This window comes from Nocardia sp. 348MFTsu5.1 (assembly GCF_000383535.1).
Taxonomy (GTDB): Bacteria; Actinomycetota; Actinomycetes; order Mycobacteriales; family Mycobacteriaceae; genus Williamsia; species Williamsia faeni.
Map to the genome: position 1 here is coordinate 562,007 of NZ_KB911510.1, position 17,765 is coordinate 579,771.

General features: G+C 64.6%; 12 protein-coding genes and 1 pseudogene. 10 read left to right on the forward strand and 3 right to left on the reverse strand.

From position 1 onward, the window contains the following. The first annotated feature begins 14 nt into the window (after window positions 1-14). The 8 genes and pseudogenes from trpB (at window position 15) to H290_RS30095 (ending at window position 12,435) form a co-directional block, all read left to right on the forward strand. A complete protein-coding gene (gene trpB, locus H290_RS0105955) occupies window positions 15-1,301 on the forward strand; it encodes a tryptophan synthase subunit beta (RefSeq protein ID WP_020105861.1) in 1,287 nt (428 codons plus the stop codon). Continuing rightward, a complete protein-coding gene (gene trpA / locus H290_RS0105960; RefSeq protein ID WP_020105862.1) occupies window positions 1,294-2,100 on the forward strand; it encodes a tryptophan synthase subunit alpha in 807 nt (268 codons plus the stop codon). The genes trpB and trpA overlap by 8 nt, the downstream gene beginning before the upstream one ends. Next, window positions 2,097-3,134, forward strand: a pseudogene (gene lgt / locus H290_RS0105965) (prolipoprotein diacylglyceryl transferase); the annotation flags it as partial. The gene trpA and the pseudogene lgt, both read left to right, overlap by 4 nt. A gap of 183 nt (window positions 3,135-3,317) precedes the next feature. Then, window positions 3,318-7,886 carry a glutamate synthase large subunit gene (gene gltB, locus H290_RS0105970; RefSeq protein WP_028462845.1) on the forward strand — a complete coding sequence of 1,523 codons (4,569 nt, stop codon included), beginning with the start codon at window positions 3,318-3,320 and terminating at the stop codon, window positions 7,884-7,886. Next, window positions 7,879-9,381, forward strand: a complete 1,503-nt coding sequence (locus H290_RS0105975; protein WP_020105865.1) for a glutamate synthase subunit beta — start codon at window positions 7,879-7,881, stop codon at window positions 9,379-9,381. Before gltB ends, H290_RS0105975 begins: the two co-directional genes overlap by 8 nt. Window positions 9,382-9,540: 159 nt before the next feature. After that, complete coding sequence (pyk, locus tag H290_RS0105980) at window positions 9,541-10,959, forward strand: pyruvate kinase (RefSeq protein ID WP_020105866.1); 1,419 nt, start codon at window positions 9,541-9,543, stop codon at window positions 10,957-10,959. A gap of 34 nt (window positions 10,960-10,993) precedes the next feature. After that, on the forward strand, window positions 10,994-11,884 hold the full coding sequence (locus H290_RS0105985; RefSeq protein ID WP_020105867.1) for an acyl-CoA thioesterase II: 891 nt from the start codon (window positions 10,994-10,996) through the stop codon (window positions 11,882-11,884). 65 nt (window positions 11,885-11,949) lie between these two features. Continuing rightward, entirely contained in the window at window positions 11,950-12,435 is a 486-nt protein-coding gene (locus H290_RS30095; RefSeq protein WP_020105868.1) for a hypothetical protein, read from the forward strand. A 13-nt stretch (window positions 12,436-12,448) separates the two neighbouring features. Here the strand turns inward: H290_RS30095 and H290_RS0105995 are convergent, their stop codons facing one another. Continuing rightward, on the reverse strand, window positions 12,449-13,330 hold the full coding sequence (locus tag H290_RS0105995; protein ID WP_020105869.1) for a crotonase/enoyl-CoA hydratase family protein: 882 nt from the start codon (window positions 13,328-13,330) through the stop codon (window positions 12,449-12,451). A gap of 293 nt (window positions 13,331-13,623) precedes the next feature. Here H290_RS0105995 and H290_RS0106000 point away from each other — a divergent pair, with 293 nt between their 5' ends. Together H290_RS0106000 and H290_RS0106005 are read left to right on the forward strand one after the other, a co-directional pair. After that, on the forward strand, window positions 13,624-15,459 hold the full coding sequence (locus tag H290_RS0106000) for a long-chain fatty acid--CoA ligase (RefSeq protein ID WP_028462847.1): 1,836 nt from the start codon (window positions 13,624-13,626) through the stop codon (window positions 15,457-15,459). 61 nt (window positions 15,460-15,520) lie between these two features. Beyond that, on the forward strand, window positions 15,521-16,174 hold the full coding sequence (locus tag H290_RS0106005; RefSeq protein WP_020105871.1) for an HAD-IA family hydrolase: 654 nt from the start codon (window positions 15,521-15,523) through the stop codon (window positions 16,172-16,174). A gap of 32 nt (window positions 16,175-16,206) precedes the next feature. Here H290_RS0106005 and H290_RS0106010 read toward each other — a convergent pair whose 3' ends face one another. Further along, on the reverse strand, window positions 16,207-16,680 hold the full coding sequence (locus H290_RS0106010; protein ID WP_020105872.1) for a phosphoribosyltransferase: 474 nt from the start codon (window positions 16,678-16,680) through the stop codon (window positions 16,207-16,209). Window positions 16,681-16,792: 112 nt separating this feature from the next. Next, on the reverse strand, window positions 16,793-17,572 hold the full coding sequence (locus tag H290_RS0106015; RefSeq protein WP_020105873.1) for an ABC transporter permease: 780 nt from the start codon (window positions 17,570-17,572) through the stop codon (window positions 16,793-16,795). Window positions 17,573-17,765: the final 193 nt, after the last annotated feature.

The window sequence follows — 17,765 nt, forward strand, 5'->3', positions numbered from 1 at the left end:
CCTCTGCCTCCACCATGACCTCGTCGTCTGCCGCATCAGCTTCTTCCTTTTCCGAACTCCCGCCGGCCAGCGCCGGTCTGGTCAACAGAACATCGGTCGAACCCGATCGCGGTGGACACTTCGGTGTCTACGGTGGCCGGCACGTACCCGAAGCCCTGATGGCCGTGATCGACGAGGTCACGGTGAACTGGGAGAAGGTCCGTACCGACGACGAGTTCCTGCACGAACTCGATCGCCTGCAACGTGACTACAGTGGTCGCCCGTCGCCGCTGTACGAGGCCAAGCGACTGTCCGAGCATGCCGGTGGCGCGAGGGTCTTCCTCAAGCGAGAAGACCTGAACCACACCGGATCTCACAAGATCAACAATGTGCTCGGTCAGGCGTTGCTTGCCAAGAAGATGGGCAAGAACCGGATCATCGCCGAGACCGGAGCCGGTCAGCACGGTGTGGCCACCGCCACCGCGTGCGCCATGTTCGGCCTCGAATGCATCGTCTACATGGGTCGCGTCGACACCGAACGCCAGGCGCTCAACGTCGCGCGGATGCGTCTGCTCGGTGCCTCGGTGGTCTCCGTCGACACCGGTTCGGCGACTCTGAAGGACGCGATCAATGAGGCGATGCGTGACTGGGTCACCAACGCGCACAACACGTATTACTGCTTCGGTACCGCTGCCGGACCGCACCCGTTCCCGGTGATGGTCCGCGATCTGCAGCGGGTTGTCGGGCTCGAGGCCCGTGAGCAGATCCTCCGCTCGGCCGGACGGCTTCCCGACGCCGTTGTCGCCTGCGTCGGCGGCGGATCGAACGCGATCGGCATCTTCCATCCGTTCATCGACGACAAAGATGTGCGTCTGGTCGGCTACGAAGCCGCCGGCGACGGCGTAGAGACCGGACGTCACGCCGCCACCTTCACCGGTGGAACCCCCGGCGCGTTCCAGGGTGCCTACTCGTACCTGTTGCAGGACGAAGACGGCCAGACCATCGAATCCCATTCGATCTCAGCCGGACTCGACTATCCCGGCGTCGGGCCCGAGCACGCCTACCTCAAGGACATCGGCCGCGCCGAGTACCGTCCGATCACCGACAGCGAAGCCATGGATGCGCTCGCGTTGCTCAGCCGGAAAGAGGGCATCATCCCGGCCATCGAGTCGGCGCACGCTGTTGCCGGTGCACTCAAGCTGGGCGTCGAGTTGGGGGAGGGCGCGATCATCGTCGTCAACCTCTCCGGGCGTGGCGACAAAGACGTTGACACCGCTGCCAAATGGTTCGGACTTCTAGACGAGGATGCAGACAATGCCTGAGGCCGACTCTCGGCTCGGACCACTGTTCAACCGCTGCCGCGCCGAAGGGCGCAGCGCACTGATCGGTTACCTGCCGGTCGGATACCCGGACCTGCCCGGTTCGCTGGCATCGATGCGGTCGATGGTCGAATCCGGTTGCGACATCATCGAAGTCGGCGTCCCGTACTCCGATCCGGTCATGGACGGTCCGACCATCCAGAACGCGGCCGAACAGGCCTTGCGAGGTGGTATCCGGGTCCGGGACGTCTTCACCGCAGTCGAGGCCATCGCCGATGCCGGCGGCAGTGCCGTGGTCATGACGTATTGGAATCCCGTGCTGCAGTACGGGATCGATCGATTCTCCCGCGATCTGGCCGGTGCCGGCGGATTGGGCCTGATCACGCCGAACCTCATTCCCGACGAGGCCGATGACTGGATGGCGGCCTCCACGGAGCACAAACTCGACCGGATCTTCCTGGTCGCCCCGTCGTCGACCGAAGAGCGCCTGGCGATGACCCTCGAGGCGAGCAGCGGATTCATCTATGCGGCCTCCACGATGGGCGTCACCGGTGCCCGCGACAACGTGTCGTCGATGGCTCCGGAGCTGTGTGCCCGGATCCGGGCGCATTCGGACATCCCGATCGGTGTCGGACTCGGCGTCCGCAACAAGGTCCAGGCCGCGGAGATCGCCGAATACGCGGACGGGGTCATCGTCGGATCGGCGTTGGTCTCGGCCGTCGCAGAGGGTGATGCCGCACTGCGCGAACTGACCGCGGAACTGGCCGAGGGAGTGCGGGCGGGCTCCGGGGTCCGTTCGTGAACAGCGAACCGCTGGCATTCATCCCCAGCCCGCCGCAAGGTGTCTGGGATCTGGGACCCTTCCCGATCCGCGCGTACGCGCTCTGCATCATCGTCGGCATCATCGTCGCGATCTACTGGGGCAACAAGCGCTGGATCGCACGCGGGGGTCGCGATGGTGAAGTCCTCGACGTGGCGATCTGGGCGGTGCCCTTTGGCCTCATCGGTGGCCGGATCTACCACGTCGCCACCGACTGGCAGACCTACTTCGGTGACGGACCCAAAGATCCGATCGATGCCATCAAAATCTGGGACGGTGGCCTGGGTATCTGGGGTGCTGTCGCCTTCGGCGCGCTCGGTGCCTGGATCGGCGCTCGACGGGCCGGGATCAGGTTGCCGCCCTTCGGCGATGCGATCGCCGCACCGATCCTGCTGGCGCAGGCGATCGGCCGCGTCGGCAATTACTTCAATCAGGAACTCTACGGCGACACGACCGACCTGCCGTGGGGCCTGAAGATCTATGAACGTGTTGATTCTTCGGGCTACACCAGCCCGGGCCTGATCGACGGCAAATCCAACGGCGTGGTCGACGCGATCGTCCAACCGACGTTCCTCTACGAGATGTTGTGGAACATCCTGATCGTGATCGCGCTGGTCGTCATCGACCGGCGGTTCCGGATCGGGCACGGTCGACTGTTCGCGCTGTACGTCGCCGGATACTGCCTCGGACGGTTTGTCATCGAGACGATGCGCACCGATGCGGCGTCGCTGATCTGGGGTGTGCGGATCAACCTGTTCACGGCTGCGGTGGTGTTCGCCTGCGCTGCGATCTACGTGGTGATCGCTCCCAAGGGGCGTGAGTCCCCGTCGGAGATCTATCACCCCGGTGCCGGGCGGGATGCAGAACATGAGCCGAGTGAACATCCGGTAGACGGCTACGTCGAAGACGAAGTGGCCGAAGATGGGAAGCCGGCATCTGCCGCGGACGATTCGGACACGGGCGAGGACTCACTCTCGGCCGACGAGCAGCGGAACGCCAAGCCGGACACCGAAAGCGAGACCGGCGAGCGTCACGTGTGACCACAATTTGATTCAGCCGACCTTCGGCTCAACTGCTAGCATTAGCAGTCGCACCAACTCTGAATTCTCAGGTGCGTGTTCACACCACGGGCCAGCGACGTCCTGAGGATTGTCTGTTGGTTCCCTCGGATGTCCGGGGGCCAGGCGTGGAGGTCGGATTTGCTGTTCTCTCAGGTCCCCAAGGCTCAGGGTCTATACGACCCGGACGCAGAAGTCGACTCGTGCGGTGTCGCCATGGTCGCCGATATTCACGGCCGTCGAACGCACGAGATCGTCGCAGATGGTCTGCTGGCGCTAGAGAACCTCGACCATCGTGGCGCGGCCGGAGCCGAGATCAACAGCGGTGACGGGGCCGGGATCCTGATGCAGGTTCCACATGGATTTCTGCGCGAGGTCGTCGATTTCGTCCTGCCCCCTGCCGACCCGGTCGCCGGGAACACCTTCGCCGTCGGAAACTGCTTCCTGCCCGCGGAGCCGCAGGCTCGCGCTCTCGCGGTGGCACGCGTCGAGACGATTGCCGACGAAGAGAACATCACCATCCTGGGCTGGCGTGAACTGCCGGTCGAGGTCGACGCCGCCGACATCGGCGACACCGCCCGGGCCTGTATGCCATACATGAGTCAGCTCTTCGTCGCCGCGCCGTTGCGGGCCGATGGCACGGCGCCGGCAGGTCTCGATCTTGATCGCCTGGTCTACCCGCTGCGCAAGCGTGCCGAGCGGGTGACACCGGAGACCGAAGCCGAGGGCAGCGGACTCTATTTCGCGTCGTTGTCGAGCCGGACCATCGTCTACAAGGGCATGCTGACGACCAAGCAGCTGCCCGCGTTCTATCCGGACCTGCGGGACGAGCGCGCACACAGCGCGATCGCCATCGTGCACTCCCGGTTCTCGACCAACACGTTCCCGTCCTGGCCGCTGGCCCACCCGTTCCGCTTTGTCGCCCACAACGGTGAGATCAACACCGTGCGCGGCAACCGCAATCGGATGCGCGCCCGCGAGGCCATGGTGGCCACGGATCTGATCCCCGGGGACCTCTCGCGTGTGTTCCCCATCTGCAGCCCCGACGCATCGGACTCGGCCTCGCTCGACGAGGTGCTCGAACTGCTTCATCTGGGTGGCCGCAGCGTTCCGCACTGCGTGATGATGATGGTCCCGGAGGCCTGGGAGAACGTCCCCGACATGGATCCCCGGCGTCGGGCATTCCTCCAGTTCCACGCCTCGCTGATGGAGGCCTGGGACGGTCCGGCGTGTGTCACCTTCACCGACGGCACCTTGGTGGGAGCGGTACTCGACCGCAACGGGCTGCGACCCGGACGCTGGTGGCAGACCGCCGGCGGCAAGGTTGTCCTCGCGTCGGAGGCCGGCGTGCTCGACATCCCGAACGAGGAGATCATCGCCAAGGGGCGGCTCGAGCCCGGCAAGATGTTCCTGATCGACACCGCGGCAGGCCGCCGTATCCCGGACTGCGAGGTCAAGGGGCAGCTGATCGACGAGAAGCCGTACGAGGAATGGCTGCACGCCGGTCTGCTGGAATTGGCGCGACTGCCCGAGCGTCCCCGGTTTGTTCCCAGCCACGAATCGGTCGTCCGTCGCCAGGTGACCTTCGGCTACACCGAAGAAGAGCTCCGGATCCTGATCACTCCGATGGCTGCGTCAGGGTATGAGGCGCTCGGATCGATGGGCACCGATACGCCGATCGCGGTGCTCTCGCAGCGGTCCCGGCTCCTCTACGACTATTTCGTGGAATTGTTTGCGCAGGTGACCAATCCACCGCTCGACGCCATCCGCGAGGAGATCGTCACGTCGATGGCTCGCGTGATGGGTCCGGAACAGAACGTACTCGATCCGTCGGCCGCCTCCTGCCGGCAGATCCTGTTGCCGTGGCCGGTTCTCAACAACGAGGAACTCGCCAAGATCGTGCACATCAACGACGAGGGCAATCACCGTGGCCTGTCGGCGAAGGTGCTGCGTGCGCATTACCCGGTGGCCGAGGGCGGCCCCGGGCTCGAACGTGGGTTGGCGGATCTGCGGGCGCGCGCCAGTGAGGCCATCGCGGCGGGCTTCTCCACGCTGGTGATCAGTGACCGGGAGACCACGCGTGACAATGCGCCGATCCCGTCGCTGCTGGCGACCTCCGCGGTCCACCACCACCTGGTCCGGACCAAGGAGCGGACCCGGGTGGCGCTGGTCGTCGAGACCGGTGACGCCCGCGAGGTCCACCACGTGGCATTGCTCATCGGCTTCGGTGCCGCCGCGGTCAATCCCTATCTGGCGTTCGAGACGATCGAAGACCTTGTCGCAGAAGGTGAACTGACCGGTGTCAACGCGTCGAAGGCAGTCCGCAACTATCTGCAGGGCCTGGGCAAGGGTGTGCTCAAGGTGATGAGCAAAATGGGGATCTCCACGGTCGGGTCCTACACCGCCGCACAGTGTTTCGAGGCCGTCGGCCTGGCCCCGGATCTGGTGCAGGAGTACTTCACCCGCACCAAGACCAGGATCGGTGGCATCGGCCTCGACGAGATCGCCGAGGAGGTCCGGATCCGCCACCACCGGGCCTACCCGGAGAACCCGACGGAGCAGGTGTATCGCCCGCTCGAGGTCGGCGGCGAATACCAGTACCGGCGCGAAGGTGAACTCCACCTCTTCAGCCCGGAAACGGTGTTCCTGCTTCAGCATGCGGCCAAGTCCGGCAGGACCGAGGTCTACCGCAAGTACACCGATGAGGTGAACCGGCTCTCCCGGGAAGGTGGCACGCTCCGCGGGCTGTTCGAATTCGCCTCGGACCGTGAGCCGGTCCCGCTCGACGAGGTGGAACCGATCGAAGAGATCATGAAGCGGTTCAACACCGGTGCGATGAGCTACGGCTCGATATCGGCCGAAGCGCACGAGACGATCGCGATCGCCATGAACACCATCGGTGGGCGCTCGAATTCCGGTGAGGGCGGCGAGGACACCGATCGTCTGTACGACCCGATGCGCCGCAGCGCGGTCAAGCAGGTCGCCTCGGGCCGGTTCGGTGTCACCAGCGACTACCTGATCAATGCCACCGACATCCAGATCAAGATGGCGCAGGGCGCGAAACCCGGTGAGGGCGGCCAACTCCCGGCGTACAAGGTGTATCCATGGATCGCCAAGACCCGGCATTCCACGCCGGGCGTCGCGCTGATCTCGCCGCCGCCACATCACGACATCTATTCGATCGAGGATCTGGCCCAGCTGATCCACGACCTGAAGAACGCCAATTCGCAGGCGCGCATCCACGTCAAGCTGGTCAGCGCGATGGGGGTCGGCACGGTGGCCACCGGTGTCTCGAAGGCCCACGCCGACGTGGTGCTCATCTCAGGTCACGACGGTGGTACCGGTGCATCACCGCTGACGTCGCTCAAACATGCCGGAACCCCATGGGAGATCGGACTGGCCGACGCCCAGCAAACCCTGATGCTCAACGGGTTGCGTGACCGCATCACCGTGCAGTGCGACGGTGCGTTGCGGACCGGTCGAGACGTCATGGTCGCTGCGCTGCTCGGTGCCGAAGAGTACGGATTCTCCACTGCGCCACTGATTGTCGCGGGTTGCATCATGATGCGGGTCTGTCACCTCGACACCTGCCCGGTGGGAGTGGCCACCCAGAACCCGAAACTGCGGGCGCGGTTCACGGGTCAGGCGGAGCACATCATCAACTTCTTCAAGTTCGTGGCCGAAGACGTCCGCGAACACCTGGCGATGCTCGGATTCCGCACCCTCGACGAAGCGGTCGGTCATGCCGAGGCGCTGCACACGGCACCCGGTGTGGCGCACTGGAAGTCGAAGGGACTCGACCTCTCACCGATCTTCAGCACACCGGAGACCACATCGCCGAAGCGCCGGATGCGGGGTCAGGACCACGCGCTGGACAAGGCACTCGATCAGACCCTCATCCAGCTGGCGGAAGGTGCACTCGAGGATGCACATCCGGTAACCCTCGAACTACCGGTCCGCAACGTCAACCGCACCGTCGGCACACTGCTCGGGTCGGAGGTGACCCGGCGATACGGCGCGACCGGTCTGGCCGAGGACACCATCACGGTGTCCCTGACGGGTTCGGCAGGCCAGTCGCTCGGCGCGTTTCTGCCGCCGGGTGTGACGCTCGCGTTGACCGGAGACGCCAACGACTACGTCGGAAAGGGATTGTGCGGCGGCAAGATCATCGTCCGGCCCGATCCGGATGCACTGTTCATCGCCGAGGATCAGGTGATCGCGGGCAACACCATCCTGTACGGCGCCACCAGTGGTGAGGTCTATCTGCGTGGTCGCGTCGGTGAGCGGTTCTCGGTGCGCAATTCAGGTGCCCTCGCGGTGGTCGAAGGCGTGGGTGACCATGCCTGCGAGTACATGACCGGCGGGCGTGTGGTGATCATCGGGCCGACCGGGCGCAATCTCGCGGCCGGTATGTCCGGCGGTATCGCCTATGTCTACCAACTGGATTCGTCCAAGGTGAACACGGCGATGGTCGACCTGCTGAGCCCCGATCCCGACGACCTGCTGTTCTTGCACGAACGCATCACCAAGCATGTGGAGCTCACCGGCTCGGCAGTGGGAGCTTCGATGCTCGCCGACTGGCCCCGGCGCAGCCGTAAGTTCACCAAGGTGATGCCCACCGACTACCAACGTGTCCTCGATGCGGCCCAGATGGCGGAAGCCGAAGGCCGAGACGTGGATTCGGCGATCATGGAGGCAGCTCGTGGCTGATCCGCGCGGATTTCTGGATGTTGGCAAGGCCGAGGCGGCAGCGCGCCCGGCGGACGAGCGGGTCAAGGATTGGCTGGACGTATACGCCGACACTGATCCGCTGAAAGAGGACCGCAACGTCTCTGAGCAGGCCCGCCGCTGCATGGACTGTGGTATCCCGTTCTGCCACTCGGGAACTGCCGGCTGTCCGTTGGGCAACCTGATCCCGGAGTGGAACGATCTGGTGAGGCGGGGTCGGTGGGATGTGGCGAGTGATCGGTTGCACGCCACCAACAACTTCCCGGAATTCACCGGAAAGATCTGTCCGGCACCCTGCGAATCAGCCTGCGTGCTGTCCATCTCGCAGGCGACCACCGGTGGCAGCGTCACCATCAAGCGCATCGAGAAGACCATCGCGGAGGACGCCTGGCGCGAAGGTTATGTCCGGCCACAGACGTCGAAGACCACGTCCGGGAAATCTGTCGCCGTGGTCGGATCGGGACCGGCCGGATTGGCTGCGGCACAGCAGCTCACACGGGCCGGACATGCGGTGACGGTCTATGAACGCGACGATCGTCTGGGGGGTCTGCTGCGCTACGGAATCCCCGAATACAAGCTGCAGAAGGCCGACATCGATCGGCGGTTGGCCCAGATGCGCGACGAGGGCACCGAATTCGTCACCAGTTGCAACGTCGGCGTCGATCTGACGGTCCCGCAGCTGCGGGAGCGCTTCGACGCTGTTGTGCTGGCCGTGGGCGCTCTGAAGGCGCGTGACAACCCGGTGCCCGGACGGGACCTCGGTGGAGTGCACCTGGCCATGGAACATCTGGTGCCCGCCAACAAGGAATGTGAGGGCGACGGTCCCTCCCAGATCTCCGCTCACGGCAAACATGTGGTGATCATCGGCGGCGGTGACACCGGTGCGGACTGCCTCGGGACGGCGCACCGGCAGGGCGCGGCGTCGGTGACCCAACTCGACTACAACCCGGAGCTACCCGAAGAGCGCGACGACGATCGGTCGCCGTGGCCGACGTGGCCGTTGATCCTGCGTAGTTCGTCGGCCCACGTCGAAGGCGGAGAGCGTAAGTATCAGGTGGCGGTGCAACGGTTCATCGGTGATGACAAGGGCAATGTCGCTGCGATGGTTCTGGCGGAAGTCACCGTCGAGCGTGATCAGGACGGTCGCCGCACGATCGTCCCGATCGGTGACGAGTTCGAATTGCCCTGTGAAATGGCGCTTTTCGCGATCGGTTTCGACGGTGTCGAGGACATGACCCTCCTGACGGATCTGGAGCTCGCGACCAATCGCCGTGGCGCACTGGGCTGCGGCAGTGACTGGCAGACCGACGCGCCCGGGGTCTTTGTGTGCGGCGACGCACATCGGGGTGCCTCGCTGGTCGTGTGGGCGATCGCCGAAGGTCGCGCGGCAGCACGTGGGGTCGACGAGTTCCTGATGGGTGCGTCCGACCTGCCATCGCCGGTACATCCCGCGGCACTGCCCCTGTCGGTCCGTTGACGTCGTCAACGTCGCTGATCGGACCGATTTGTGGGCCTCGCGGTTGTCTGTCCGGAATCGGACGTATGCCCGGGATTGCAGGTGTGGTGCAGAAAACAACTCATGACGTTCTGATGGCTCACGTAGAGGGGGCCGACTGTGCGGACTAGGGTCGTAGGAGTGAATCGACGTACCAAAATCGTATGCACCCTCGGACCTGCAACCGCCACCGATGAACGTGTTCAGGAGTTGGTCGAAAGCGGCATGGATGTCGCGCGATTGAACTTCAGCCACGGCAAGCACGAAGACCACCGGGAGATGTACGACCGGGTGCGTAAGGCATCGGACGCCACCGGGCACGCGGTCGGCATCCTCGCGGACCTCCAGGGCCCCAAGATCCGGCTCGGTACGTTTGCCGACGGACCGGTGCACTGGTCGGCGGGCAAAGAAGTGCGGATCACCGTCGAGGACTGCGAAGGAAGCGTCGATCGCGTCTCGACCACCTACAAGCAACTGGCCGAGGATGCGCAGCCCGGTGATCGGCTGCTGGTCGACGACGGCAAGGTCGGCCTGACCGTTGTCGATGTCGAGGGCAATGACGTCATCTGCACGGTCACCGAGGGCGGCCCGGTCAGCAACAACAAGGGTGTCTCCCTGCCCGGGATGAACGTCTCGGTGCCGGCGATGTCCGACAAGGACGAAGCCGACCTGGAGTTCGCACTGGCACTCGGCGTCGACCTCATCGCGCTGTCGTTCGTGCGGTCACCGGCCGACATCGAACTCGTGCACGCGATCATGGACCGGGTCGGACGACGGGTCCCGGTCATCGCAAAGCTGGAGAAGCCCGAGGCCATCGACAACCTCGAAGCAGTCGTGCTGGCGTTCGACGCGGTGATGGTGGCCCGCGGCGACCTCGGTGTCGAACTTCCCCTCGAAGAGGTGCCGCTGGTGCAGAAGCGGGCCATCCAGATGGCACGTGAGAACGCCAAGCCGGTGATCGTCGCCACCCAGATGCTCGAGTCGATGATCGAGAACTCTCGGCCGACCCGCGCCGAGGCCTCCGATGTCGCCAACGCCGTACTCGACGGCGCCGACGCCGTGATGCTGTCGGGGGAGACCTCGGTGGGCTCCTACGTCATGGAGACGGTCCAGACGATGGCGCGCATCGTGCAGGCCGTCGAGAACAGCCCGCGAACGGTTCCGCCACTGTCGCACGTGCCGCGTACCAAGCGCGGCATCATCTCGTACGCCGCCCGCGACATCGGAGAGCGTCTCGACGCCAAGGCGCTGGTGGCCTTCACACAGTCCGGTGACACCGTTCGCCGGTTGGCCCGCCTGCACACGAAGCTTCCGGTACTGGCGTTCACGCCGATGCCCGAGATCCGCAGTCAACTGGCGATGAGTTGGGGCACAGAAACTTTCATCGTTCCCAAATGCGACTCGACCGACGCGATGATCCGCCAGGTGGACAAGGCGCTGCTCGAGATCGGTCGGCTCAAAGTAGGGGACCAGGTCGTCATCGTGGCGGGTTCACCTCCCAATACCGCCGGCGCCACCAACATGATCCACGTCCACCGGATCGGCGAAGACGACCACTGAGCCCGGTGGCCCCCGGGGGCATCCTCTACAGTTTGTGCCTGTGAGTGATGCCCCGGGTACCCCGTCGGATCTGTCCAAACTTCTCTCTCTTTTCGATCTGGAGGAGCCCGAGCCGGATCTGTACATCGGGGTACACCCGACGCAGGTGGGGGCCCGGACCTTTGGCGGTCAGCTCCTGAGCCAGGGTGTGGTGGCGGCGGGCAGGAGTGTGCCGCGGCCGACACCGGTTCACGCGATCCACGCGCACTTCATCCGCGGTGGCGATGTGACAAAACCGCTCGAGTATCACGTGACCCGCCTGCGCGACGGGAAGCCGTTCGCCAACCGCCTGGTGACGGTCATGCAAGAGGGCGACGAGATCTTCTCGATGCTTGTCGCGTTCCAGGACAACAAGGCCGGACTCGAACATTCGGTGCAGATCCCCGAGGTGCCGTACCCCGAGGATCTACCGCCGCTCGGAGAGCACTTCAAGGGTTACGAAGACCGGGTTGCGACGTTTGTGAACGCGATGCATCCCATCGACATCCGTTTTGCCAACGATCCCACCTGGAAGGCCCGCGAAACCGGCGAGCGCCTCGAACACAACCGGGTGTGGATGCGGACCGACGGTCAGATGCCCGACGATCCGCTGCTCCATGTCGCGGCGATGTGTTACGCCTCCGACACCACGCTGCTGGATTCGATCATCACCACGCACGGATTGTCGTGGGGGATCGACCGATTGTTCGCCGCCACCGTGAACCACTCGATGTGGTTCCACCGTGAATTCCGCTTCGACGACTGGCTGTTGTATGCGAGTGAGTCGCCCGTCGCGGCCGGCTCCCGCGGGCTCGGCACCGGTCGCTTCTTCACCCGCGAAGGTGTGCTGGCCACCACCGTGGTCCAGGAAGCGCTCATCAAGTACTTCCCGCCCCGCAAAGCTTGATCGACACTGCAACGCCTGATCGACATCGCAGACGTTGATCGGGCTGTATGAGGCAGACTTGTCCCATGCAGCCCCTGCAATCAACGCCCCAGTATTGGCTGACGCCGGGCCATGACCTGGAGCCGCGCAGCTGGCAGCGGCGTACCCGCAGACCGGTCATCGGCATCAGCGCGATCGCGGGTGTGATCTTTGCGATCCTCGGAATCGGTGCGATCGCGATCGGTTCGCAGACCAGGGATTTCACCGCCGAAGGCGCCGTGGTGCTCACCGCCGGTCAGTACGAGGTATCGGCCAACGACATATGCGGTGGCACAGGCGAATTCGAGGAGATCAGGGTCGGCACCCGGGTGCGGATCCTCGATGTCGACCTGACCGTTCTCGAGCAGTCGACGCTGGCCACGCCGAGGTTGTCGGCCGACGAATGCCGGCTCGAGTTCTCGGTTCCCGGCATTCCCGAAGACCGCGACCGCTACGTCGTCGAGATCGGTTCCATGTTCCGGTACGAGACGACCCAGAGCGTCCTCGAACACGGCATCGACATCGCGCCGTGAGACCGGCCGCCGATCAGACCTGACGGTCCTTGAATACCGGGGTCTCGCGCTTCATGCCTGCCTTGCGGGCGATCGCATGGTTCACACCGCGCAGTAGACGCAACTGCAGGACCTGCTCGACGGGGAACGAGAAGCGCGGTGACCGAGACCAGGTCTTCTCGAACAACCGCTTTGTCGACGCGACCGAGTCGGGCGAGCGGGCCGCGATCTTCTCGATGAGATCCATGGCCGCCGCATGCGGGTCGTCGGCCACTCCGGTGACCAGTCCGATCTCCTTGGCCTCGGCCGCGGAGAGCATCTCCCCGGTCATCGTGAGGCGTTTGGCGATGTCGATGCCGGTGAGCTGCGACAGGGACGCCGACGCGGACATGTCGGGAATCAGACCCCACTTGGCTTCGAGAACCGAGAAGTCGGCGTCCGGTGTCGCGAATCGGAAGTCGGCACCCAGTGCGATCTGTAGTCCGCCGCCGTAGCAGTGGCCGTGCACCACGGCGATGACCGGCACGGGTACGCGTCGCCACTGCCAGGCGGGATTCTGAAAACCATTGTCTCCCAACAGCAGATTGGGGATGAATGTCCGGTAGATGCTCTTCTCCTTGCCCGCGAGGCTGGCGAAGTCGAGGCCGGCACTGAACGATTTGCCGGCGCCGCTGATGATCACCGCGCGCAGGGTCTTGTCCCGGCCGGCGAGTTTGGCGGCATTGGTGAGTCCGGCGAGCAGGGGCAGCGTGAGGCCGTTGTGCTTGTCGGGCCGGTTCAGCTGGACGTGTGCGATCGGACCGAACGAGGTCTGCTCTACCCGATAGGTGACCGAACCGTCCGCGGCGGGGCTCACGGCGGGGTCGGTTGCAATGGTCAACGGTGCCGGTCCGGACGTGGCGTCTGGAGTGGACATGGCGTTCTCCTTCAGGTGTCGATTCGGGTCTGCGGTGCGCGGACACGGTGGTCAGTGCCCTGATAAGCGGCGGCGTAGAGCCCACGGCCACCTATGTTACCCACGAGTAATGTCGTGCTGCCATCTGATGGTCGAAACCCGAACCCGAACCAGATGTTGGATAGCGATTGGTTAACCCCAAACCGGCACCGCGGGTGGGGTGCCGAGGTTAACTTATCGGGACAGGCATGTCCGATATCGCGTCGCCGTGTGCGGTGCAGGCCAGCGGTCCGGTCGGACCGGTAGGAGTTCAGATGAGTGAGAACACCCCAGACACCGTCTTCCATCACCCGTCGGGGGTCGCTGTCCACACCACTGTCGAGGCATTTCAGCTGACCGCAAAGATGCATCCCGACCAGGTGGCACTACGCACGCCGGGCGGTATACAAGAGATCACCTGGCGCGAGTACGCACAGCGGGTTGAAGCGATAGCCCTGGGTCTGGTCACGTTGGGCGTGCGGCGCGGCGACACCGTGGGGCTGATGCTGAGGAACCGGCCGGAGTTCCACCTCGTCGATACCGCGATCGCCCACCTGGGTGCGGTTCCGTTCTCGGTATACAACACCAGCGCCCCGGAGCAGCTCGAGTACCTGTTCACCGACGCCGCCACCCGCATCGTGGTCACCGAACAGGCGTTCATCCCGGTGGTGAAGCGGTCCGGCGTCGATCTGGCACACATCATCGTTGTCGACGGCCCGGCGGAGGGTGCCATCGAACTGCGGGATGTCGAAGCGCAACCCGATGATGAGTTCGACTTCCAGGCAGCTTGGCGCGCAATCGAATCCGATGATCTGGTCACACTGATCTACACGTCGGGTACCACTGGTCCGCCGAAGGGTGTGGAGATCACCCATCGGAATGTCATCGCGGCAGCCGAATCGGTGTCCGCTGAACTCGATGCCGGGTTCGACGATCGGATCATCTCGTATCTGCCCGCGGCCCATATCGCCGACCGCGTGTCGTCGCATGGCGCCAATCAGTTGCGTGGCATACAGATCACTTCAGTTGCGGATCCAAGGGAGTTCGCGGCTGCCTTGCCGGATGTCCGACCGACCATCTTCTTCGGGGTGCCGCGGGTGTGGCAGAAGATCAAGGCCGGGATCGAGGTGAAGCTCGCCGAAGAGACCAGCCCGGTCAAATCGAAGCTGGCGGGGTGGGCGTTGGACGTTGCCGCGCGCGGGGCCAAGGCCGATTTGGCCGGTCGGCCGCGGGGCAAGGCATTGGACGTGCAGTATCAGGTCGCCGACAGGCTGGTGCTGTCCAAGGTGCGGGCCGCCCTCGGTCTGGACCAGGTCGAGTTGGCGATGTCCGGGGCTGCGTCGATACCTGTCGAAGTGATCGAATTCTTTGTCGGACTGGGTATTCCGATCATCGAGGTCTGGGGTTTGAGCGAAACCACCGGTGCGGCGACCAAGACGTCGGCCGACGACCTCCGGGTGGGAACGGTGGGCAAGGCCGTCGGTGGAGTGGAACTCAAGATCGCCGAGGACGGCGAAGTGCTGGTGCGGGCGCCGATCGTGATGCGCGGCTACCGCAACAAGCCGGAGAAGACCGCCGAGGCGATTGATGCCGACGGCTGGTTCGCGACCGGCGACGTGGGCACCATCGACGCCGAGGGCAACCTCACCATCGTCGATCGTAAAAAAGAGCTGATCATCAACGAGTCGGGTAAGAACATGGCGCCCAGCAATATCGAGAACGCGGTGAAGGCGTTCTCGTCGCTGGTGAGCCAGGTGGTGGCAATCGGCGACAACAAGCCGTATGTCAGCGCGCTCGTGGCGCTCGATCCCGACGTCTGTGCCCTGAGAGCGAAGGCATTGGGTGTGCCCGCTGCGCAGATCGCGGATCTGGTCGGACGTGAGGAAATCGTCAAGGAGGTCGCCGAGGCGGTCCGGGCCGGCAACGCCAAACTATCCCGGGTGGAGCAGATCAAACGGTTTGTCATCGTTCCGGCCGCCTGGGATCCCGGCGGCGATGAACTCACTCCGACAATGAAGTTGCGGCGCAAGCCGATTGCGGCCAAGTACGCCGACACGATCGGCGACCTGTACGCCGAGTCGCCGGGACCCGCGGTCATCAACCTCGGCTGAACATCGAGCGCGCATCGGCCCGCCCGGCGCATTCGAAAGACGATCGGGAGATGATGGGCGGGTGATCCAAGCAGTGGTGTTTGACATGGACGGCGTGCTGATCGACTCCGAACCGATCTGGGAGCAGGTCCGGCGGGACGTTGTCGCCGAGTACGGCGGCAGGTGGCTTCCCGAAGCGCAGACGGCGTTGATGGGTATGAGCACCCCGGAGTGGGCCGCCTATCTCAGTGCAGATCTCGGGGTCGGCAGACCGCCGGCGGAGGTGGCGCAGATTGTCATCGATCACATGGTGGCGCGCTATGAGGAGCATCTGCCGGTGCTGCCCGGCGCCGATGAGGCGGTCCGCACGTGCGCGGACCGGTGGCGGCTGGGGTTGGCGAGTTCGTCACCGCGCCGACTGATCGACGCGGTCCTGCACAGTGCGGGATGGACCGAGCTGTTCGAGGTCACGGTCTCCACAGAGGACCTCGACAGGGGTAAACCCGCACCGGACGTCTATCTGCATGCGGTCGCCGCACTCGGCGCCGAACCCACCGCCTGTGCCGCCATCGAGGACTCATCGAACGGTATGCGTTCGGCGACTGCCGCCGGGCTTGTGCTCATCGCCGCCCCACGTCCGGAATACCCGCCGGCCCCTGACGCGATCGAGCCGGCCGCGCTGGTGATCGGCGGTGTCGGCGAACTCGATGTCGACGTGGTGGCGGCGCTTGCCTGAGCCGGTGTCCCAAAGTCTGATATCCCGGATGTCTAGCGCGGCGTGATGGGCGGCAACGTCGACCACGGGAAATTGATCCACTTGTCGGTCAGACGCCAGGTGTAGTCGGCGCGGATGACCGACGTGGGCTTCTCGTACACCACCGCGGTGCGCACCTCGGAGGCGTGATCGCGACAGAAGCCATGGACCAGCTCGAGTGTCCGCCCGCTGTCGGCGACATCATCGACGACGAGCACGCTCAGTCCGTCGAGTTCGGTGGCGTCGAGGATCGGGGGCAGGATCACCGGATCGTCCAGGGTGGTCCCCATACCGGTGTAAAACTCGACGTTCATAGTGAACAGTGCCTTGCAATCGAGGTTGTAGGCCAGTGCTCCGGCCGGCAGCAAACCGCCGCGTGCGATCCCGAGGACAACCTCGGGAGCAAACCCGGAGTCGGCAATCGACTGGGCGAGTTCACGGCTCGCCTGCCCGAACAGGTCCCAGGTCAATACTTCTCGATCCGTCATCGAGCCATCGTTTCATATCCAACGATGCGCAATTCGGTGTCGTGCGGGTTCTGTTGCATACCAGCATTTTTCAGAGCTCGGTGAAACTCCCCGGCGACTTGCCGAGCCGGGGTCATTCAGCTGTGGTGAGCCGAGAATTGACGTCGACGAGTGTGCCGTGGGCGACGAGTCCCGTTGTCAGGACCAGCGCGGTCGCGCAGACGGCGAGTAGGGATATCAGGACAAACAATTGCATGATCGCGGCATCGGTCGGTGAGGCCCCGCCGAGCACCATGCCGACAAACGCGCCCGGAATCGTCACGAGGCCGACGGTTCGGGTCTGGTCGATGGCCGGCACGAGCGCGGTGGACGCAGCTGCGCGGCAAATCTCCATGCGGGCATCATATTTCGAGAACCCCAGAGATAAGGCCGCTTCGACTTCACCGTGTCGAACCTTCAGTTCGTCGGCCGCCCGGCGACCGGTCAACGATGTCGTGTTCATCGCGCCGCCGATCATGATGCCCGCGCTGGGGATCACCGCCAGCCCGGACGCGGGGAGTACCCCCACGAGTACCAGCCCGGCGACAATGACGATCGTCATCGCCGCGACCGGGACCAGGGTCCGCCCTATCTCGCGAAGTGTGGGCCGGTGCCCGGTGACTCGGCCGGCGGCGGTCCACGACGCGATGACCGCCATCACGAGTACAAATCCGGCGGACGCCCACAGATTACCTACGAGCAGCCCAAGAACGAGTGCCAGTGAACCCAGCTGAATGGTCGCGCGAACCGATGCCCGGGCAATTGCCCATTCCATTCGGGTTCGTCCCGCGTAGGCGACCAGGGCGGCGATGATTGCCAACAAGACCACCGCAACTGCGAGTGCCGGTCCGATGTGAATGACCGTATCCGACATCGAGACCTCCCACTCTTGCGACGATGAGCCTGCGCCGAGCCACAGTGCGTTGTGTCCGACGGTAGCCGCTGAGGTTTCCGAATTGTTCGCCCTGCGTAGGACTGTTGAGTCCGACGCGCTGGGTCGTATGACTCTTGGCATTGCGGCCTCGACCACAGACACTGGTAGGGACCGGTTACGAAACCCAGCTGCG